Source organism: Lawsonibacter sp. OA9 (genome assembly GCF_022440585.1).
The window spans coordinates 2,056,728-2,076,328 of record NZ_JAKNTI010000022.1; the positions used below are offsets into that span (position 1 = coordinate 2,056,728).

Below are 19,601 nucleotides of genomic sequence, written 5' to 3' on the forward strand. Positions count from 1 at the left end.
ACTGTGCGATATGACTGACGGTAAGTGGAAATGACCACGGGGAGTATCGCGTAATACAAGGCCGACCGTCTGGGCGCACCAATTCACAGAACTGGTGCGCCCTTTTTTTACAACAAAGGAGGAATACTGTGAAGACACATGATCTGAAGGAGATCCTTTCCAACCATCCCTATCCTGGCCGCGGCATCGTCCTGGGCCGCACCGCCGACAACAGCAAGGCCGCCATCGCCTATTTCATTATGGGCCGCAGTGAGAACAGCCGCAACCGGGTTTTTGAGGAAACCGAGGACGGCATCCGCACCAAGGCATTTGACGAGAGCAAGATGGTGGACCCCTCTCTCATTATCTACCATCCTGTGAGGGTGGTAAACGGGGCCACCGTAGTCACTAACGGGGACCAGACCGACACCATCCAGCGGTTCCTTCTGGATGGCAAGAGCTATATCGAGGCCCTTCGCACCCGCTGCTTTGAGCCCGATCCCCCCAACTACACCCCCCGCATCTCTGGTGTGGTGGAGGCCGACGGCAGTTATCAGCTATCCATCCTGAAGTCGGCTGACGGTGATCCCAGCTGCAACCACCGCTACTTCTATGAGTACGACGCCCCTGTGGCCGGCACCGGCCACTTCATCCACACCTATCAGGAGAACCTGGACCCTCTGCCCTCCTTCGAGGGCGAGCCCCGGAAGGTGGCCATCGAGGCCCCGGACGCTCAGACCTGGGCGGAAGAGCTCTGGGCCAACCTGAACCACGACAATAAAGTATCCCTGTTCGTCCAGTACATCGACCTGGCCAGCGGCGCCAGGGAGACCGTCATCATCAACAAGCATGGCTGAACACCGCCAGAAAGGAAGTACGCTCACATGAATGAACTGGAACTGAAATACGGCTGCAACCCCAACCAGAAGCCCGCCCGCATCTTTATGGAGCAGGGCGATCTGCCCCTCAAGGTGCTCAATGGCAAGCCGGGCTATATCAACTTTATGGATGCTCTCAACTCCTGGCAGTTGGTGAAGGCTCTGAAGAAAGCCACCGGCCTGCCCGCCGCCGCCTCCTTCAAGCACGTCTCTCCCGCCGGAGCCGCCCTGGGCCTGCCCCTGTCCGATACCGAGCGGCACATCTATTTCGCTCCAGAAGGGGACCTGTCCCCTATCGCCTGCGCCTATATCCGGGCCCGAGGTGCCGACCGGCTGTGCTCCTTCGGGGACTGGGCCGCCCTGTCTGATGTGTGTGACGGAGACACCGCCCGCTTCCTGGCCGCCGAGGTGTCCGACGGCGTCATCGCCCCCGGCTATACTGATGAAGCCCTGGAGATCCTGAAAATGAAACGCAAGGGCAGCTATAATGTGGTTCAGATCGACCCGGAGTACCAGCCCGCCCCTATTGAGCGCCGCAACATTTTCGGTATCACCTTTGAGCAGGGCTATAACGACCTGGATATCAGCGAGGAGATGCTCTCTAACCTGGTCACCGCAAACAAGGAGCTGTCCCAGCAGGCCAAAAACGATATGCTCCTGTCCCTCATCACTTTGAAGTACACCCAGTCCAACTCCGTGTGCTATGTCAAGGATGGCATGACCATCGGTGTAGGTGCCGGCCAGCAGAGCCGCATCCACTGCACCCGTCTGGCGGGCAACAAGGCGGATATCTGGTGGCTGCGTCAGCACCCCAAGGTTTTGGGGCTGCAGTTCGTAGACCACATCCGCCGCCCTGACCGGGATAACGCCATCGACATCTATATCTCCGACGAGCACGACGACGTGCTGGCCGAAGGCGTGTGGCAGAACACCTTCAAAGTGAAGCCCGATGTGTTGACAGAGCAGGAAAAGAAAGATTGGATCGCCCAGATGTCCGGCGTCACCGTGGGCTCCGACGCCTTCTTCCCCTTCGGGGACAACGTGGAGCGGGCCAGGAAGTCCGGTGTTCAGTACATTGCCCAGCCCGGCGGTTCCATCCGGGACGATCAGGTCATCGCCACGGCGGACAAGTACGGCATGGTCATGGCATTTACCGGAATCAGACTGTTCCACCATTAAGCACTTTCAGTGGGGGCTTTGCCCCTCTGGATACGGCGTCGGTTCTTAAGGGAGCCGCCGCCGATACCCCCCTTGCCTTTTCAATGAAAAAGATGCTTTTAACCGCCGCACGGCCAGGGGGCATAGTGTCCTGCGGCAAAATAAATTCGCTTTCGGACAGCATTAATATCCTTTCTGCCTTTGGTAGAAACTCCGCTAAACTGGATGGTCTATGGCCGCCCGTATGAAAGGAGCATATTATGAAAGTTTTAGTCGTCGGCGGAGGCGGGCGTGAGCACGCCATCTGCTGGAAGCTGGCCCAGAGCCCTAGGGTCACGGAGTTATACTGCGCCCCCGGCAACGGTGGCATCGCCCAGGTGGCCAAGTGTGTCCCCATCAAAGCCACCGATGTGGAGGGCATGGTCCAATGGGCCAGGGAGAACGCCATGGACTTTGTCATGGTAGCCCCGGATGACCCTCTGGCCCTGGGTATGGTAGACGCCCTGGAGGCGGCGGGCATCCGCGCCTTCGGCCCCCGTGCCAACGCCGCCATCATCGAGGCCAGCAAGGCCTTTTCCAAAGGGCTGATGAAGAAGTACCACATCCCCACCGCCAAATATGAGACCTTTACCGACTTAGACAACGCCCTGTCCTATATTCGGGCGCAGGGGGCTCCCATCGTAGTCAAGGCCGACGGCCTGGCTCTGGGTAAGGGGGTAGTGGTGGCCGCCACTGTGGAGGAGGCCGAGGCCGCCGTCCGAGACATGATGGAGGGCAGAAAGTTCGGTGACTCCGGCTCCACTGTGGTCATCGAGGAGTGTATGGTAGGCCCTGAGGTCACTGTGCTGGCCTTCTGTGACGGGGAGCACCTGGTCCCCATGCTGTCCAGCCAGGACCACAAACGGGCCTATGACGGAAACCAGGGACCCAACACCGGGGGCATGGGCGCCTTCTGTCCCTCTCCCAAGTACACCCCGGAGATTGCGAAGGAGTGCATGGACAAGATTTTTCTACCCACTGTGGCTGCTATGAAGGCGGAAGGGCGTCCCTTTAAGGGGGTCATCTACTTCGGCCTAATGCTCACCAAGGACGGCCCCAGAGTGGTAGAGTACAATGCCCGGTTTGGCGACCCGGAGACCCAGCCCATCCTGTCCATGCTGGACAGCGACCTGCTGGACATCTTCGAGGCCTGTGTGGACGGCACCCTGGACCGGTGCGAAATCAAATGGAAGAAGGGCGCCGCCTGCTGTCTGGTGCTGGCCTCCGGAGGCTACCCGGTGAAATACCAGAGCGGTTACCCTATCTCCGGACTGGATGAGGCGGGCAGGCTGGCCACCGTATTCCACGCCGGCACAAAGATTGGCAAGGACGGCTCGATCCTCACCGCGGGCGGCCGTGTACTGGGGGTCACCACCACCGGGTCCAATCTGGAGGAGGCCATCTCTAGGGCCTATGAGGCGGCCAAGCCCATATCCTTCCGGGATATGCACTTCCGCACCGATATCGGGAAGGTATGAACAAGAAAGAATTGGAGGGCGTAGTATTTGACGCCGACGGCACCCTCTTTGACACCGAGCGTCTGGGTTACTGGGCCTGGGAGGAAGCCGGCCGGCAGATGGGTTGCCCTCAGGCGGCAGACTGCTATCCAGAGGTAGTGGGCCGGGGCCGCGGGGATGTGCTGGCCCTTCTGCCCCGGCTCTTGGGGCCCGACTTTCCTCACGAGCCCTTTATGGAGCTCCGCTCCCGGTTAGCCACCGAGCGGATGGAGCGGGAGGGCGTCCCGGTCAAGGAGGGCGCCCGTGAGGTTCTGGAGTTTCTTCAATCACGGAAGATGCCCTTGGCGTTGGCAACCTCCACCTATTACGACCGGACCATGTACCGGTTGGAGCACTCCGGTCTGGGCCGATACTTCCAGGCCGTTGTGACCGGGGACCAGGTATCCAAGAGCAAGCCGGACCCGGAGATCTATCGGGCGGCCTGCCAGAGGCTGGGCGTCTCTCCGGCCAAGGCGGTTGCTGTTGAGGACTCCCCCAACGGTATCCGCTCCGCCCTCAGTGCGGGGATGACCGCTGTGATGATACCAGACCTGATCCCCTCTTCCCCTGAGTTGGATTCGCTGATCTGGAAAAAATTTGATGATCTGTCCAGCCTACTACACTATTTACAGCGAGAATTGTAAAAAAAACACCCTTCTGTCCTGGTCGCTCCAGGGCAGAAGGGGTATGCATCATAGTTGGAAAGATAAGCAGTATGTTTCTCTCCGGATAGAAATATTTTGAAAAGGTGTACCTTTACAAATTTTTGCTCCACACCTTTCCAGTTCCTAAATATATCACAAGGCACCTGATTGGGCAAGTTTTTTTCAACATTTTTCCATTTCCATCCCCTTTATAAAAGCACACCTTTTTAATTTTAAATCAGAGGATATTGAAAGGACTGTAAAACATGAAAAAACTTATCTCTATCGCGGCGGCACTGGCGCTCTCCCTCACTCTGGCCGCCTGTGGCACAGGCGGCACTCCCTCCACTGGCGGGACCGCTGACAGCAGCGGCAACGTACACGCGGAAGACGGCTATGGCGAGGGACGGATTGCGGACACTGTACACACTTATTTCTTTGATTATACGGTCAACAGCGCCCACATGGCCAAGGAGTACGAGGGATATCTCCCCGCTGAAGGCAATGAGCTTTTGGTGGCTGAGGTGACTGTAAAAAATACCAGCACCTCCAGCATTGAAATGTATGATACCGACTTCCAGGTCCAGTGGAACAGCGATGACGAGAACGCCTTCTGCTATCCCATCACTACTGACCCGGAGACGTTTGAGGAGTTGCCTCCTCTGACTGACGAGCAGCTCCCCGGTACTTACCCTCTGTCGGTGGACGAGGAAGTGACCGGCCTGCTGGTATACGAGGTACCCGCCGGCAACCGGGATTTTTCCATTTCCTATTTGGAGCAGTTTGACGACAACTCTGAGGGCGATACCTTCTTCGTGTTCTTCACAGCGGAAGACCAATAAGTGATATATAAAGAGCCTGTGTCCCGTGGGACACAGGCTCTTTTTGTTGTGGCAAGGATGTGCCGGGGATCTTTATTCCTCGTACATCTTCTGCAGACGGGTCAGCTTCTCGTAGCGCTTCTTGGCGGTCTCCTCGTTCAGGGCGAAGAGCTCCTTGGCGCGGTCGGGGAAGGACCGGGTCAGGCTGGAGTAGCGGGCCTCGTTCATCAGGAACTCCTGATAGCCGCCGGCGGGCGCCTTGCTGTCCAGGGTAAAGGGATTCTTGCCCTCCGCCTTGGCAGCGGGGTTGAAGCGGAACAGGTTCCAGTAGCCGCACTCCACAGCCTTCTTCATCTCAGCCTGGCAGTTGGTCATACCGCCCTTGATAGAGTGCATCTCACAGGGGGCATAGCCGATGATGAGGGAGGGGCCGTGATAGGCCTCGGCCTCGGCAATGGCCTTCAGTGTCTGGTTGGGGTTGGCACCCATGGCCACCTGGGCCACATAAACGTAGCCGTAGGTCATGGCGATCTCAGCCAGGCTCTTCTTGGCCACGGTCTTACCGGCGGCGGCAAACTGGGCCACCTGGCCGATGTTAGAGGCCTTGGACGCCTGTCCGCCGGTGTTGGAGTACACCTCGGTGTCAAAGACGAAGATATTGACATCCTCGCCGGAGGCCAGGACGTGGTCCACGCCGCCGAAGCCGATGTCGTAAGCCCAGCCGTCGCCGCCGAAGATCCAGACGGACTTCTTGGCCAGGTAATCCTTCTCCTGGAGGATTTCCGCCACCAGCTTGCAGGCGTCGCACTGACACAGCTTCTCACCCTTGGCCTGCAGCTCCTTGCCAAACGCCTGGATCTCAGGGTTGGAGTTAGCCAGCAGCTCGTCCACGGTGCACAGGCTGGCCTCCAGAGCGGCCACATAGGCCTTGGCAGCCTCGCCGTTAGCGGTGCCGTCCTCCATGGTATCCAGCCACTTCTGGGCGGCCTCCTTCAGTTCGGGACGGGCCCACTCCACCGCGATCAGAGCCTCGGTCTTAGCGGCCAGCCGGTTGCGGATGGCCTTCTGACCCAGATACATACCCAGGCCATGCTCGGCGTTGTCCTCAAACAGAGAGTTGGCCCAGGCGGGACCCTTGCCCTCAGCGGTAGTGGCATAGGGAGAGGTAGCGGCGGGGCCGCCCCAGATGGAGGAACAGCCGGTGGCGTTGGAGATATACATCCGGTCGCCGAACAGCTGGGTGATCAGGCGGGCATAGGCGGTCTCGGCGCAGCCGGCGCAGGAGCCGGAGAACTCCAGCAGAGGCTTCTTGAACTGGGAGCCCTTAACAGTCAGGTCAGCCACATCCTCCTTGACGGAAACATTGGCCACCATGTAGTTGAAGGCGTCCTGCTGGGGCAGCTCCTCCTCCTGGCCCACCATGGTCAGGGCGCTGGTGGGACAGATGTTGGCGCACACGCCGCAGCCCATACAATCCAGGGGGCTGATGGCGATGGAGAACTTGTACTGACCCTTGCCCTTGCCGGCCTTCACGTCCACGATCTTGGCGGAAGCGGGAGCCTTGGCGGCCTCCTCCTCAGTCAGGGCAAAGGGACGGATAGTGGCGTGGGGGCAGACATAGGAGCACTGGTTACACTGGATACACTTAGAGGAGTCCCAGGTGGGCACGGAGACGGCCACGCCGCGCTTCTCGTAGGCGGCGGCGCCCAGCTCGAAGGTGCCATCCGCATGGGGCACGAAGGCGGAAACAGGCAGGCTGTCGCCATCCATGCGGTCCACGGGGTCCAGAATGCTGTTGACCATGTCCACCAGCTTGGCGGGGCCAGTGTGCTTGCTGACCTTGACCTCGTCCTTGGCGTTCTTCCAGTCGGCGGGCACATCGTACTTCTTGAAAGCGGTGGCGCCCAGGTCGATGGCCTTGTGGTTCATGTCCACGATATCCTGGCCTTTCTTCAGGTAGGACTTGGTGGCGGCATCCTTCATATACTGGATGGCCTCCTCCTGGGGCATGACCTTGGCCAGAGTAAAGAAGGCGGACTGGAGAATGGTATTGGTACGCTTGCCCATGCCGATCTGCTGGGCCAGGTCGATGGCGTTGATGGTATACAGCTGGATATCGTTCTCGGCAATATACCGCTTGGCCTCGGCAGACAGGTGGTGGGCCAGCTCCTCGTCAGACCACTGGCAGTTGATCATAAACACGCCGCCGGGCTTGACGTCACGGACCATGGGGAAGTCCTTGGTCACATAGGAGGGGTTGTGGCAGGCCACAAAGTCGGCCTTATTGATATAGTAGGGGGAGCGGATGGGCTTATCGCCGAAGCGCAGGTGGCTGATGGTCACACCGCCGGTCTTCTTGGAGTCATACTGGAAATAAGCCTGCACGTACTTGTCGGTGTGGTCGCCGATGATCTTGATGGAGTTCTTGTTGGCGCCCACAGTGCCGTCGCCGCCCAGACCCCAGAACTTGCACTCGATGGTGCCTTCCGCGGCGGTGTTGGGCGCCTTGTGCTCCTCCAGGGAGCTGCCGGTCACGTCGTCCACGATGCCCATAGTGAAGTGGTCCTTGGGCTTGTCCTGAGCCAGGTTCTCATACACAGCAAAGACGCTCTTGGGCGGGGTGTCCTTGGAGCCCAAGCCGTAGCGGCCGCCCACGACCACCTTATCGGTGATGCCGGCGCCAGCCAGAGCGGTAATGACATCCAGGTACAGGGGATCGCCCAGGGCTCCGGGCTCCTTGGTGCGGTCCAGAACAGCGATCTTCTTGGCGGTGGCGGGAATGGCGGCGATCAGCTTGTCCGCCTTGAAGGGGCGGTACAGACGGACCTTGATCAGGCCAACCTTCTCACCGTGGGCATTCAGGTAGTCAATGACCTCCTCCGCCACGTCGCAGATGGAGCCCATGGCGATGATGACCCGGTCGGCATCGGGAGCGCCATAGTAGTTGAACAGCTGGTAGTTGGTGCCCAGCTTGGCGTTGATCTTGCCCATGTACTCCTCAACGATCTCAGGAAGAGCGTCATAGTACTTGTTGCAGGCCTCGCGGTGCTGGAAGAAGATATCGCCGTTCTCGTGGGAGCCGCGCATGGTGGGATGCTCAGGGTTCAGCGCACGCTTGCGGAAGTCAGCCACAGCGTCCATGTCCACCATCTCAGCCAGGTCGGCATAGTCCCAGATGGCAACCTTCTGGATCTCGTGGGAAGTACGGAAGCCGTCGAAGAAGTTGATAAAGGGGACGCGGCCCTTGATGGCGGACAGGTGGGCCACAGGAGCCAGGTCCATGACCTCCTGCACGTTGCCCTCAGCCAGCATGGCGAAGCCGGTCTGGCGGCAGGCCATAACGTCGGAGTGGTCGCCAAAGATATTCAGGGACTGAGCGGCCACAGTACGGGCGGATACATGGAACACCGCGGGCAGAAGCTCGCCGGCGATCTTGTACATATTGGGGATCATCAGCAGCAGACCCTGGGAGGCGGTGTAGGTGGTAGTCAGGGCGCCCGCGTTCAGAGAGCCGTGGACAGTACCGGCGGCACCAGCCTCAGACTGCATCTCGATCACCTTGACAGTGGTGCCAAAGATGTTCTTCTGGCCCTGGGCCGCCCACTGATCCACATAGTCGGCCATAGGACTGGACGGGGTAATGGGGTAGATGCCGGCCACTTCGGTGAAGGCGTAGCTGACATATGCCGCAGCATTGTTGCCGTCCATGGTTTTGAATTTTCTTGCCATGAGAGTTCCCTACTTTCTTCATATTTTGGCGGACGGGCGGGGAACGCTCGTCCATGTTCCAGACATTTCTGCCCTAAGCATGCCAATGCCCCGCCCTGTAAAACGCCTATGATAGTTATAGGTGTTTTCTTATGGGAGCACATGACAGTGCCGCCCCCCGGCAGTAGGGGAGCGGAGCAGTATTCTTGACCGCTCCTAGTTTATCATTTTTTCCCCCGTTTGTAAATCCAATGGATGAAATTTTTCTTGCTTTTTTCCTCGACATATATAGAAAAAGCTATACCTTCCATTGAAATTTTTGGGAGAAACAAGTAAAATAGAAATCAAGCAACCCATCCGGGCCTTCGGCCCGGCAACAGGAGGTTTTCCCATGGTCTTCACCATCCGTTCCCTGGGGCTCCATGGAGTGTCCGGCTATTCTGTTTCCGCCGAATGTGATCTGTCCAGCGGACTGCCCGCCTTCAATGTAGTGGGCCTCCCCGACGCTGCTGTCAACGAGGCCAGAGACCGGGTAAGGGCGGCCATCAAAAACTGCGGCTTCACCTTCCCGGTGAGCCGCATCACCGTCAATCTGGCGCCCGCCCATGTGAAAAAGTCCGGCACTCTCTACGACCTCCCCATTTTGGTGGGAATCCTGTGCGCCGGCGGCCAACTGAAGCTGCGCGACCGGGACTGCGCCTTTGTGGGGGAGCTCTCCCTTTCAGGGGAGCTGCGGCCCTGCGCTGGGATGCTGCCTATGGCCCTACAGGCCAAGCGTGAGGGCATCCGCGCCCTCTTCGTCCCAGAGGATAACGCTGCCGAGGCCACTCTGGCCGATGGTCCCGCCGTCTACCCTGTACGGGATGTGGCCCAGCTGGTACGCCACCTGTCCGGCGAGGAAGCCATCATCCCCGCGCCCCCGTGGTCCCCCTCCCCGGAATCCGACTGCTGCCCCGACTTCTCCGAGGTGAAGGGGCAGGACCTGGTAAAGCGGGCTCTGGAGATTGCCGCTACCGGGGGACACAATGTACTCATGTCCGGCCCACCAGGCTCCGGCAAGTCCATGCTGGCCCGCCGACTGCCCTCTATTCTGCCTGCCATGTCCCGGCAGGAAGCGCTGGAGACCACTGAGATTCACTCGGTAATGGGCCTGACCTCCAGAGAGCGGCCCCTGATCGATATCAGACCCTTCCGCTCCCCTCACCACACCGTATCCCCTATGGGAATGGCGGGGGGCGGCTCCAATCCCCGGCCAGGTGAAATTTCTCTTGCACACAACGGCGTGCTTTTTTTGGACGAGCTGCCCGAGTTCCCCAAGGAGGTGCTGGAGGTGCTGCGCCAGCCCCTGGAGGACGGCCAGGTCCAGATCTCCCGGGCCTCCGGCACAGTCACCTATCCCAGCCGGTTCATGCTGGTATGCGCCATGAACCCCTGCAAATGCGGCTGGTACGGCCACCCCTCCGGCCGATGCCGGTGTACGGAGCACGAGGTAAAAAAGTATCTCTCCCGCCTGTCCGGCCCCCTGCTGGACCGTATCGACCTCTTTGTTCAGGTGGATGCCCTGAATTTTGAGGAGCTGTCCCAGCGGGAGCAGGCAGAGCCATCCTCCGCGATCAAGGCCCGGGTGGACCGGGCCAGAGCGGTACAGACCCGCCGAAGCGGCTCCCCCTGCAATTCCCAGCTGGGCCGGGTGGAGCTGGACCGCTTCTGTGCCCTGGATGAAGACTGCCAAAAGCTGATGCGGGGAGCCTTCGACCGCCTTGGGCTCACCGCCCGGAGCTATGACCGAATCCTGCGGGTGGCCCGGACCATCGCCGATCTGGAGAGAAGCGAGACCATCCAGCCCCCACACTTGGCCGAGGCCCTGCAGTTCCGCCCACCGGAGTACCTGCGGCGGTGAGGTAAAACCAGGGCGTTCCCCCGATTACTTGGAAATTTATGGAGGAATATACCATGAAATTAAAAAATCCCATGCTGGTGGTCAGGGACATTGATCAGTCTGTGGAATTTTATAACAGGGTGTTTGGGCTCCATGTAATTATGGATTTTGGCGCGAATAAGACCTTAACAGGCGGTCTGGCCCTCCAGACCGCGGAGACCTATCAGGAATTTATCGGAGACAGGGCCATCTCCTTCGGCGGCAACAGCTTCGAGCTCTACTTTGAAGAAGATGATTTTGACCAGTTTGCTGACCGGCTCAAGGGGTTCCAGGTGGACTATGTACACCCCGTCAAGGAGCATAGGTGGGGACAGCGCGTGGTCCGCTTCTATGACCCTGACCGGCATATCATTGAGGTCGGGGAAAATATGAAGGCGGTCTGCAGGCGCTTTCTGACCAGTGGGATGACGCCAGACCAGGTCGCTGTCCGAATGGACGTACCTATGAAATTCGTAAACGCCTGCCTGCGGTGATCCTACATACCGATGCTCCCCCTTGTCCCCCGGAAAAAAATCTGCTATGATGGTTTAATCACCAGTGTTCAACAGGAAAGGAACCGACCAAATATGAATGAAATGATTTTGCTCAAGCTGGGCGAGCTGGTCCTGAAGGGTCTGAACCGCCGCAGCTTTGAGGATAAGCTCCAGGCCAACATCCACCGCCGCTTAAACGGCCTAGGCCAGTTCCGGGTATATACCCGCCAGTCCACCACCTATGTGGAGCCCATGAATGCGGACTGCGACATGGACGGGGCCTGGGAGGCCATGAAAAAAGTCTTTGGAGTCGTGGGGCTGTCCCGGGCCCGCTCTTGTGAGAAGGACAAGGACGCCATCCTGGCCGCCTGCCGGGAGTATCTGGACAGCCAGCTTCACTCCGCCAAAACCTTTAAGGTAGAGACCAAGCGGGCGGACAAGACCTTTCCCATGACCTCTATCCAGGTAAGCCAGTATGTGGGCGGTGAGCTCCATGAGGCCTATGACAATCTGGAAGTGGACGTCCATCACCCGGAGCTGACCGTCTATGTGGAGATTCGGGACTACGCCGCCTTCGTCCACGCCGACCCGGAGCCAGGCGCGGGCGGCCTGCCGGTGGGCATCAACGGCAGAGCGGTATCCCTGCTGTCCGGCGGCATTGACTCGCCAGTGGCCTCCTGGATGATTGCCAAGCGGGGCGTCGCACTGGAGATGGTCCACTTCTTCTCCTACCCCTATACCTCCCCGGAGGCCAAGGAGAAGGTGCTGGAGCTGGCCCGGCTGCTCACTCCCTGGTGCGGGCGGCTCACGGTCCATGTGGTCCCCTTCACCGCCATCCAGGAGGAGCTGCGCCGCTCCTGCCCGGAGGAGCTGTTCACCATCATCATGCGCCGGTTCATGATGCGCATCTCCCAGGAGGTGGCCAAACGGTGCGGCGCCAAGGCCCTGGTCACTGGTGAGTGTCTGGGCCAGGTGGCCAGCCAGACCATGGAGGCGATGAACGTCACGGGGGCTGTGGCCGCTCTGCCTGTTCTGCGACCGGTTGTGGGGCTGGACAAGGAGGAGATTGTCCAGATTGCCCGGAAGATCGGCACCTTTGAGACCTCCATCCTGCCCTACGAGGACTGCTGCACCGTTTTTACTCCCCGGCACCCCCGGCTCCGCCCCATTCTCACCGAGGTGGAGGCGGCGGAGGAAAAGCTGGACATCGACGCCATGGTCCAGGCGGCGGTGGAGGGCATTGAGCGCGTCCAAGTCTGATGGAAAGAGGGAAAGGAGCACGGTCAGCCATGACGATCCGACTTGCTGTCCCTGGAGATGCTCTGGCTCTGTTGGAGATTTACCGTCAGTATATTCAGACCCCCATTACCTTTGAATATGAGCTGCCCACCTTGGAGGAATTTACCCGGCGCATTTCCGATGCGTTGAAACAATACCCCTATCTGGTGCTGGAGGACCAGGGCAGGCTGTTGGGCTACACCTACGCCCATCCAGAGCGTGAGTGGAAGGCCTATCAGTGGAACGCGGAGCTGTCCATCTATTTGGCCCCTGCCGCTGTTGGAAAGGGCTATGGCAGACGGCTGTACCAAGCTCTGCTGGACCTTTTGTCCCTTCAGGGCGTCCGTACCGTATACGGGGTTGTGACCTCTCCGAACCCGGCCAGCGAGGCCCTCCAAAAATCCCTGGGCTTCCGGTTGATTGGCGTACATAAAAATACCGGCTACAAGGCTGGTCAGTGGCGAGACGTGCTGTGGTTTGAGAAGAGTCTGGCTCCCTACGACGCGGACCCCCAGCCTGTCCTCCCTTTCTGCCAGCTTGACCAGCAGCAGGTAGATCGGGTGCTGGCCGCTTACGGTCACGAGGATCCACCGGCATAGCCGGTGGATCTTTTTGTATACAAAAAGGCAGGACCGCTGAAGCGGTCCTGCCTTTTAACGTAAAATTGCTTACTTCAGGTTGAAGAATGCCTTCATGCCGGGGTACTCGGCGATGTCGCCCAGCACCCAATATGCACCCGGCGCACATTGGGGACCCGAAGGCTTAAAATGCTCGGCGGAAATGAATTCCGCCTGCGCCAAGGTTTTCGCCTTTGCGAAAACGCTTGTACGCGCTGCGCGCGCCCCATCTGCGATGGGGCCCCGAGGAGCTGGGCGACGGGAAAAGCAAAGCCGCCCGTTGGGCGGCTTTGCTCGGAAGCTTGGAAGCTTACTTCAGATTGAAGAAGGCCTTCATGCCGGGGTACTCGGCGATGTCGCCCAGCTCCTCCTCAATGCGCAGGAGCTGGTTGTACTTGGCCACGCGGTCGGTGCGGCTGGGGGCGCCGGTCTTGATCTGGCCGGCGTTGAGGGCCACGGCGATGTCGGCGATAGTGGCGTCCTCGGTCTCGCCGGAGCGGTGGGACACGATGGCGGTGTAGCCGGCCCGGTTGGCCATCTGGATGGCATCCAAAGTCTCGGTCAGGGTGCCGATCTGATTGACCTTGATGAGGATGGCGTTGCCCACCTTCTTCTCAATGCCGGTGGACAGGCGCTCCACGTTGGTGACGAACAGGTCGTCGCCCACCAGCTGGACCCGGTCGCCGATGGCCTTGGTGAGCATGGCCCAGCCCTCCCAGTCTGTCTCGGCCATACCGTCCTCCAGGGAAATAATGGGGTAGGTGTCGGCAAACTTCTTCCACATATTGACCAGCTGCTGCTGGGTCAGCTTCTTGCCGGACTTGGGCTGGACATAGCACTTCTGCTCCTCGTCCCACCACTCGGAGGAGGCAGCGTCGATGGCGATCTTGAAGTCCTCGCCGGGCTTGTAGCCAGCCTTCTCAATGGCGGCCACAATGACCTTCAGGGCGTCCTCATCCTTCTTCAGATTGGGGGCGTAGCCGCCCTCGTCGCCCACGCCGGCAGCGGGGGTGCCATTCTCCTTCAGAACGGTCTTCAGGGTGTGGAACACCTCGGCACAGCGGCGGAGGGCCTCACGGAAAGAGGGGGCGGAGACGGGCATAATCATGAACTCCTGGATCTCCACGTTGTTGGTGGCGTGGGCGCCGCCGTTCAAAATGTTCATCATGGGGACAGGAAGCTGTTTAGCGTTCACTCCACCAATATAGTTATACAGGCTGGTGCCCAGGCTCTCAGCGGCGGCCTTGGCGCAGGCCAGGGAGGCGCCAAGAATGGCGTTTGCGCCCAAGCGGCTCTTGTTGGGGGTGCCGTCCAGGTCGATGAGCATTTTGTCGATAGCCACCTGGTCCAGCACGTTGGTGCCAATCAGGGCCTCGGCAATCTCAGTATTCACGTTCTTCACAGCGTTCTCCACGCCCTTGCCCATGTAGCGGCCCTTGTCGCCGTCACGGAGCTCACAGGCCTCATAGATGCCGGTAGATGCGCCGGAGGGCACGGCGGCACGGCCCATGGTACCATCCTCCAGATACACCTCTACCTCAACAGTGGGGTTACCGCGGCTGTCCAGGATCTCGCGGCCGACTACGTCCACAATTTCGATCATCTGCTTCATATGATTTTATCTCCTTTCATTTTTCCGGCAGCACGCCAGGCGGTACAGGCCGCCCCTGCTATTGAACGCCGCCGGTATCCGTAGGGGCGGCCTGTGGCCGCCCGAATACGCTCAGGTCACAATCAGGGTCTCCCCATCCATCTCTGCTGGCTTTTCCAGCTTTCCCAAACGGGCAGGCCCGTTTGGGGGCCCTTTGATTTTGAGTCCTCGGGGCAAATAAATTGCCCCTCCGGAAATTCCTCGCTCCGCTCAGAATTTAACCGGCCTGGAAAAGCCCCTTTGACTTGGAACTTCAACTTCCCCGGGATCAGGTCACAATCAGGGTCTCCCCATCCATCTCTGCTGGCTTTTCCAGGCCCATGAGGTCCAGCATAGTGGGGGCGATATCGGCCAGCCGTCCATCCCGCAGCCGCACGTTGGCACCCACGATATAGAAGGGCACGGGGTTAGTGGTGTGGGCAGTGAAGGGCTCACCATCTGTATCCACCATCCGTTCCGCGTTTCCGTGGTCGGCGGTGATTAGGGAAATGCCCCCCATTTTAGAGGTGGCCTCCACCACCTTAGCCACACATTCATCCACCGTAGTCACCGCTTTGCAGGCGGCCTCATAAATCCCGGTGTGGCCCACCATGTCGCAGTTGGCGAAGTTGAGGATGATGACGTCATAGGCTCCGCTTAGGATTCGGCGCACCGCCTCCTCCATCACCTCGTAGGCGGACATCTCCGGCTTCAGGTCATAGGTGGCTACCTTGGGAGAGGCGATGAGCACCCGGTCCTCCCCTGGGAATACCTGCTCCACACCTCCATTGAAGAAGAAGGTGACATGGGCGTACTTCTCCGTCTCCGCGATGCGCAGCTGGGTCAGTCCCAGCTTTGAGATATACTCTCCAAAAATATTCTCCAGCTTCTGGCGGGGATAGGCCACTGTGACATTGGGCATGGTGGCGTCATACTCGGTGGTACAGACGAAGTGGACCGGTACAAAGCCGGTCGTACGCTGGACATCTGTAAAGTCCTCGTCCACCATAGTGCGGGTGATCTCCCTGGCCCGGTCAGGGCGGAAATTGAAAAAGATCACCGAATCATTGTCCTGGAACTGGGCCCCCTTGGCGCAAACCACGGGCTCCATGAACTCATCTGTGACGCCGGCGTCATAGGACTTTTGAACCGCAGCCGCGGGGTCCGGCTCATAGGGAGCCTGCCCGCAGACCATGGCGTCATAGGCCCGCTGGAGCCGATCCCATCGCTTATCCCGGTCCATGGCGTAGTACCGGCCCATCACCGTGGCGATCTGTCCCACGCCCAGCTGCTGAAGCTTGGCCTGGAGCTGCTCGACAAAGTGCTTGCCGGAGGTGGGAGGCACGTCCCGTCCGTCCAGAAAACAGTGGACATAAACCTTTTCAATTCCCTGCTCCCTGGCCATCTGGAGCAGGGCAAAAAGATGGGTGATGTGGCTGTGGACACCGCCGTCAGACAGCAGGCCCATCAGGTGCAGGGCAGAACCCCATTCCCGGCAGTTCTCCATCGCCTCTGTATAGGCGGTGTTTTTAAAAAATTCGCCGCTCTGAATATCACGGCTGATGTGGGGCAGGTCCTGGAACACCACCCGGCCCGCGCCGATGTTGGTATGTCCCACCTCACTGTTGCCCATCTGCCCCTCAGGCAGACCTACATCCAGCCCGGAGGCAGACAGACGGCAGCCGGGGCACTCGGCAAAAATACGGTCCAGATTAGGGGTAGGGGCATTGGCTATGGCGTTGCCGGCGGACTGGGCCCCGGTGCCAAAGCCATCCATAATGATAAGAGTCGTAGGTGTTTTCATAACAAACCTTTCTTTTCAGGGTACTCATGGTCACACCGCCTTTGGCGGCCTCCCATTCTAGGGCAGCTTTGCCGCCCGCCTTACACTCACGTTCACGCTGGTCCGGTATGGGCAGCGGCCGCAAGATTACTCCTGATTCGCCGCGTTGATGATCTGCACGAAATCGGCGGGCTTCAGAGAGGCTCCACCGATCAGGCCGCCGTCCACGTCGGGCTGGGCCAGCAGCTCGGCGGCGTTCTTGGCGTTCATAGAGCCGCCGTACTGGATGGTGACGGACCGGGCCACATGGGCGCCATACAGCTTGCGGATGACGGCACGGATCGCCTGGCAGACCTCACCGGCCTGCTCGGCGGTAGCGGTCTTGCCAGTGCCGATGGCCCACAGGGGCTCGTAGGCGATGACCACATGGCGCATTTTTTCAGCGGGCACATTGGCCAGAGCGCACTTGACCTGATAGGCGATCAGCTCCATGGTGACGCCCAGTTCCCGCTGCTCTAGGCTCTCGCCCACGCAGATGATGGGGGTAAGGCCGGCATTGATGGCGGCGTGGACCTTCTTGTTCACAGTAAAGTCAGTTTCGTTATAATACTGGCGGCGCTCGGAGTGGCCGATGATGACATACTTGGCGCCGGCCTCCTTAATCATCTCGGCGGTGATCTCTCCGGTATAGGCGCCGTGGTCCTCATAGTGGCAGGTCTCGGCGCCGATGGCGATATGGCAGTCTTTGAACAGACGGACAGCCGCCTGGATGTTGGTGGCGGGGACACAGAGCACCACGTTGCACCACTTGCCCTTGGGCATAATCGGCTTGATCTCCTCAGCAAATGCCTTGGTCTGGGAGAGGGTGTTGTTCATCTTCCAGTTGCCGGCGATGATAGTCTTACGATAACGACGATTCATGGCGATTACTCCTATCTTTTCCTTTTGTATATTTTGTAATAGAGCAAAGCAGCAGAGAGAGGAAAACAAAAGTACAGGCGTCTCCTGTGTCTCTCTGTTTTCCGCCGTTCACGCTCCTGACTTCGCTCTTTGTTCAGCGTCACCTGCGGGCAAGCCGCTTTGGAGGACTCCGCCTCCCTTTTTTATGACAGATCTCTCTGGTCTGTCGTGGGACGGGACAAAGCCTTACTTGTCCAGCAGGCAGGCCACTCCTGGAAGTTCCTTCCCTTCCATAAACTCCAGGCTGGCACCGCCGCCGGTGCTGATATGGGTCATCTTGTCGGCATAGCCCAGCTGCTGCACTGCGGCCGCGGAGTCGCCTCCACCGATAATGGTAATGGCGCTGGTCTTGGACAGGGCCTCGGCCACCGCCTCGGTTCCCTTAGCGAAAGCGGGGAACTCAAACACGCCCATAGGCCCGTTCCAGATGACGGTGCCCGCGTCAGCTACAGCGTCACAGTAGAGCTTGACCGTTTCCGGGCCGATATCCAGTCCCTGCCAGCCGTCCGGGATCGCCCCGGCCTTCACCACCTGGGTGTTGGCGTCTGGAGCAAATTTGTCCGCGCACACTGTGTCCACAGGGAGGAGCAGCTTAACGCCCTTGTCCTTTGCCTTCTGGACCATCTCCTTGGAGTAGTCCATCCAGTCGGCCTCCAGCAGGGAGTCGCCCACCTTACCGCCCTGGGCGGCGGAGAAGGTGTAGGCCATGCCGCCGCCGATGATGATGGTATCGGCGATCTCCAGCAGGTTGTTGATGACGCCGATCTTGGAGGACACCTTAGACCCGCCCAGAATAGCCACCAGAGGCCGCTTGGGGTTGGCCAGGGCGCCGCCAATGATCTCCAGCTCCTTCTGGATCAGAAAGCCGGACACGGCGGGCAGATAGCCGGCCACCCCGGCGGTGGAGGCGTGGGCCCGGTGGACGGCGCCAAAGGCGTCGGACACATAGACATCTGCCAGGGAGGCCATGGCTTTAGCCAGGGCGGGGTCATTCTTGGTCTCCCCCTTCTCAAAGCGGGTGTTCTCTAGCAGCAGCACCTGGCCAGGCTGGAGCGCGGCGGCCTTAGCCTGGGCGTCGGGCCCTACTACGTCCTCCGCCATGAGCACCGGCCTGCCCAGCAGTTCGCTCAGGCGGGCGGCCACCGGCTTCAGAGACAGCTCTGCCAGGGACTTTTTCCACTTCTCCTCGGTCAGAGAGGCGGGGTCTTTCCCCTTCTCAGTCTGCTTCTTCACATAGGAATCAAAGGTAGCCGCCGGCTTACCCATGTGGGAGCAGGCAATCACCGCCGCCCCCTGGTCCAGCAGATACTGGATCGTGGGCAGGGCGGCCCGGATGCGCTTGTCATCGGTGATAACGCCGCTTCCGTCCTTCGCCATCGGCACATTGAAATCACAGCGCAACAGGACCTTTTTCCCCTTGATATTGATGTCCTTCACCGTCTTTTTATTGTAGTTCATCTCTTGGCTCCTTTCTTAAAACAAAAGGGTTATAGAACTTGGGATCTCCCTTTCTCCGCCATCTCGCCTTCGCCCGACAGCCCCGGAAAGTCGAGCTGCCGCAGCGCCTCATAGGTGAGGACGGCCACTGAATTGGCCAGATTCAGGCTTCTGGCGTCCGGCCGCATCGGGATGCGGATACACCGGTCCGGGTACTGCCGGCGAAATCCCTCCGGCAGCCCCGCAGTTTCCTTCCCAAAGAACAGCCAGCAATTATCTCGAAAGACTGCCTGGGTATAGTCCCGTGGCGCTTTCGTCGTGGCCAGCCACAAATCCGGGGCAGGATTGACTTCAAAGAAGTGGTCCAACCCCTCATAGACCTGAAGATCCACCATATTCCAGTAATCCAGCCCGGCCCGACGCACGGCTTTTTCACTGATATCAAAACCCAGAGGCTTGATCAGATGGAGGCGGCTGCGGGTAGCGGCGCAGGTCCGTGCGATATTCCCGGTATTCTGCGGGATCTCTGGTTCTACCAGCACGATATTCAGCACAGCAGGACCCCCCTTGATTTCGCGGGTATCATTGTATTCCATTTTATCGGGAATTTCAACTGTAATTTGGTCGAAAAATTGCAAAAAATCAAAAAACAGGGCCATTTTTCATTCTGCCCCCAAAAAGCGGGGTTCCTATTTTTTTATTTCTTATTAAACTATTCTTTTCCCGTCCTTGCTCTCATCTTAATGTCCGGTTTTTCTCTT

16 protein-coding genes and 1 riboswitch are annotated in these 19,601 nt (G+C 59.2%); of the genes, 9 read left to right on the top strand and 7 right to left on the bottom strand.

The features are described from left to right. Window positions 1–82: riboswitch (ZMP/ZTP riboswitch) on the top strand. 46 nt (window positions 83–128) lie between these two features. The 5 genes from MCG44_RS11175 to MCG44_RS11195 all read left to right on the top strand — a co-directional run bounded on the left by MCG44_RS11175 (window position 129) and on the right by MCG44_RS11195 (window position 5,036). Then, a complete protein-coding gene (locus MCG44_RS11175; RefSeq protein WP_147571576.1) occupies window positions 129–836 on the top strand; it encodes an IMP cyclohydrolase in 708 nt (235 codons plus the stop codon). A 27-nt stretch (window positions 837–863) separates the two neighbouring features. Continuing rightward, on the top strand, window positions 864–2,036 hold the full coding sequence (locus MCG44_RS11180; protein WP_240288282.1) for a phosphoribosylaminoimidazolecarboxamide formyltransferase: 1,173 nt from the start codon (window positions 864–866) through the stop codon (window positions 2,034–2,036). Between the two features lie 239 nt (window positions 2,037–2,275). Next, window positions 2,276–3,532 carry a phosphoribosylamine--glycine ligase gene (purD, locus tag MCG44_RS11185; protein ID WP_147571580.1) on the top strand — a complete coding sequence of 419 codons (1,257 nt, stop codon included), beginning with the start codon at window positions 2,276–2,278 and terminating at the stop codon, window positions 3,530–3,532. Next, a complete protein-coding gene (locus MCG44_RS11190) occupies window positions 3,529–4,194 on the top strand; it encodes an HAD family hydrolase (protein ID WP_240288284.1) in 666 nt (221 codons plus the stop codon). Before purD ends, MCG44_RS11190 begins: the two co-directional genes overlap by 4 nt. Window positions 4,195–4,460: 266 nt before the next feature. Beyond that, the gene (locus MCG44_RS11195) at window positions 4,461–5,036 is read left to right on the top strand and encodes a DUF4352 domain-containing protein (protein ID WP_147571584.1); all 576 of its coding nucleotides are present in this window, start codon (window positions 4,461–4,463) and stop codon (window positions 5,034–5,036) included. Between the two features lie 72 nt (window positions 5,037–5,108). Here MCG44_RS11195 and nifJ read toward each other — a convergent pair whose 3' ends face one another. Further along, on the bottom strand, window positions 5,109–8,744 hold the full coding sequence (gene nifJ, locus MCG44_RS11200) for a pyruvate:ferredoxin (flavodoxin) oxidoreductase (RefSeq protein ID WP_186851915.1): 3,636 nt from the start codon (window positions 8,742–8,744) through the stop codon (window positions 5,109–5,111). A 370-nt stretch (window positions 8,745–9,114) separates the two neighbouring features. Here nifJ and MCG44_RS11205 point away from each other — a divergent pair, with 370 nt between their 5' ends. The 4 genes from MCG44_RS11205 to MCG44_RS11220 all read left to right on the top strand — a co-directional run bounded on the left by MCG44_RS11205 (window position 9,115) and on the right by MCG44_RS11220 (window position 13,012). After that, entirely contained in the window at window positions 9,115–10,623 is a 1,509-nt protein-coding gene (locus MCG44_RS11205; protein ID WP_240288286.1) for a YifB family Mg chelatase-like AAA ATPase, read from the top strand. Window positions 10,624–10,676: 53 nt separating this feature from the next. Continuing rightward, window positions 10,677–11,135 (top strand): VOC family protein, encoded by a 459-nt coding sequence (locus MCG44_RS11210; RefSeq protein WP_240288288.1) that lies wholly within the window; start codon window positions 10,677–10,679, stop codon window positions 11,133–11,135. 93 nt (window positions 11,136–11,228) lie between these two features. Continuing rightward, on the top strand, window positions 11,229–12,395 hold the full coding sequence (gene thiI / locus MCG44_RS11215; protein ID WP_240288290.1) for a tRNA uracil 4-sulfurtransferase ThiI: 1,167 nt from the start codon (window positions 11,229–11,231) through the stop codon (window positions 12,393–12,395). Window positions 12,396–12,424: 29 nt separating this feature from the next. Further along, entirely contained in the window at window positions 12,425–13,012 is a 588-nt protein-coding gene (locus MCG44_RS11220) for a GNAT family N-acetyltransferase (RefSeq protein ID WP_240288292.1), read from the top strand. Window positions 13,013–13,081: 69 nt separating this feature from the next. On the opposite strand, the gene MCG44_RS14940 is transcribed toward MCG44_RS11220, so the two are convergent. The 6 genes from MCG44_RS14940 to MCG44_RS11245 form a co-directional block, all read right to left on the bottom strand. Then, a complete protein-coding gene (locus tag MCG44_RS14940) occupies window positions 13,082–13,213 on the bottom strand; it encodes a hypothetical protein (protein ID WP_263858391.1) in 132 nt (43 codons plus the stop codon). 127 nt (window positions 13,214–13,340) lie between these two features. After that, the gene (eno, locus tag MCG44_RS11225; RefSeq protein WP_186851911.1) at window positions 13,341–14,642 is read right to left on the bottom strand and encodes a phosphopyruvate hydratase; all 1,302 of its coding nucleotides are present in this window, start codon (window positions 14,640–14,642) and stop codon (window positions 13,341–13,343) included. Between the two features lie 307 nt (window positions 14,643–14,949). Next, window positions 14,950–16,464, bottom strand: coding sequence for a 2,3-bisphosphoglycerate-independent phosphoglycerate mutase (gene gpmI, locus MCG44_RS11230; RefSeq protein ID WP_186851910.1), 1,515 nt, complete (start codon window positions 16,462–16,464; stop codon window positions 14,950–14,952). Window positions 16,465–16,590: 126 nt separating this feature from the next. Continuing rightward, complete coding sequence (tpiA, locus tag MCG44_RS11235) at window positions 16,591–17,364, bottom strand: triose-phosphate isomerase (RefSeq protein WP_147571600.1); 774 nt, start codon at window positions 17,362–17,364, stop codon at window positions 16,591–16,593. A 225-nt stretch (window positions 17,365–17,589) separates the two neighbouring features. Further along, the gene (locus MCG44_RS11240; RefSeq protein WP_240288294.1) at window positions 17,590–18,861 is read right to left on the bottom strand and encodes a phosphoglycerate kinase; all 1,272 of its coding nucleotides are present in this window, start codon (window positions 18,859–18,861) and stop codon (window positions 17,590–17,592) included. Window positions 18,862–18,890: 29 nt separating this feature from the next. Beyond that, the gene (locus MCG44_RS11245; protein WP_147571604.1) at window positions 18,891–19,394 is read right to left on the bottom strand and encodes a tRNA (cytidine(34)-2'-O)-methyltransferase; all 504 of its coding nucleotides are present in this window, start codon (window positions 19,392–19,394) and stop codon (window positions 18,891–18,893) included. Between the last annotated feature and the right edge of the window lie 207 nt (window positions 19,395–19,601).

Coding starts and splice junctions, on each gene's coding strand:
- nifJ (WP_186851915.1), bottom strand. CDS start 8,744: ATGGCAAGAAAATTCAAAACCATGGACGGCAACAATGCTGCGGCATAT.
- MCG44_RS11190 (WP_240288284.1), top strand. CDS start 3,529: ATGAACAAGAAAGAATTGGAGGGCGTAGTATTTGACGCCGACGGCACC.
- MCG44_RS11205 (WP_240288286.1), top strand. CDS start 9,115: ATGGTCTTCACCATCCGTTCCCTGGGGCTCCATGGAGTGTCCGGCTAT.
- MCG44_RS11195 (WP_147571584.1), top strand. CDS start 4,461: ATGAAAAAACTTATCTCTATCGCGGCGGCACTGGCGCTCTCCCTCACT.
- MCG44_RS11240 (WP_240288294.1), bottom strand. CDS start 18,861: ATGAACTACAATAAAAAGACGGTGAAGGACATCAATATCAAGGGGAAA.
- MCG44_RS11220 (WP_240288292.1), top strand. CDS start 12,425: ATGACGATCCGACTTGCTGTCCCTGGAGATGCTCTGGCTCTGTTGGAG.
- gpmI (WP_186851910.1), bottom strand. CDS start 16,464: ATGAAAACACCTACGACTCTTATCATTATGGATGGCTTTGGCACCGGG.
- MCG44_RS11180 (WP_240288282.1), top strand. CDS start 864: ATGAATGAACTGGAACTGAAATACGGCTGCAACCCCAACCAGAAGCCC.
- eno (WP_186851911.1), bottom strand. CDS start 14,642: ATGAAGCAGATGATCGAAATTGTGGACGTAGTCGGCCGCGAGATCCTG.
- tpiA (WP_147571600.1), bottom strand. CDS start 17,364: ATGAATCGTCGTTATCGTAAGACTATCATCGCCGGCAACTGGAAGATG.
- MCG44_RS11210 (WP_240288288.1), top strand. CDS start 10,677: ATGAAATTAAAAAATCCCATGCTGGTGGTCAGGGACATTGATCAGTCT.
- purD (WP_147571580.1), top strand. CDS start 2,276: ATGAAAGTTTTAGTCGTCGGCGGAGGCGGGCGTGAGCACGCCATCTGC.
- thiI (WP_240288290.1), top strand. CDS start 11,229: ATGAATGAAATGATTTTGCTCAAGCTGGGCGAGCTGGTCCTGAAGGGT.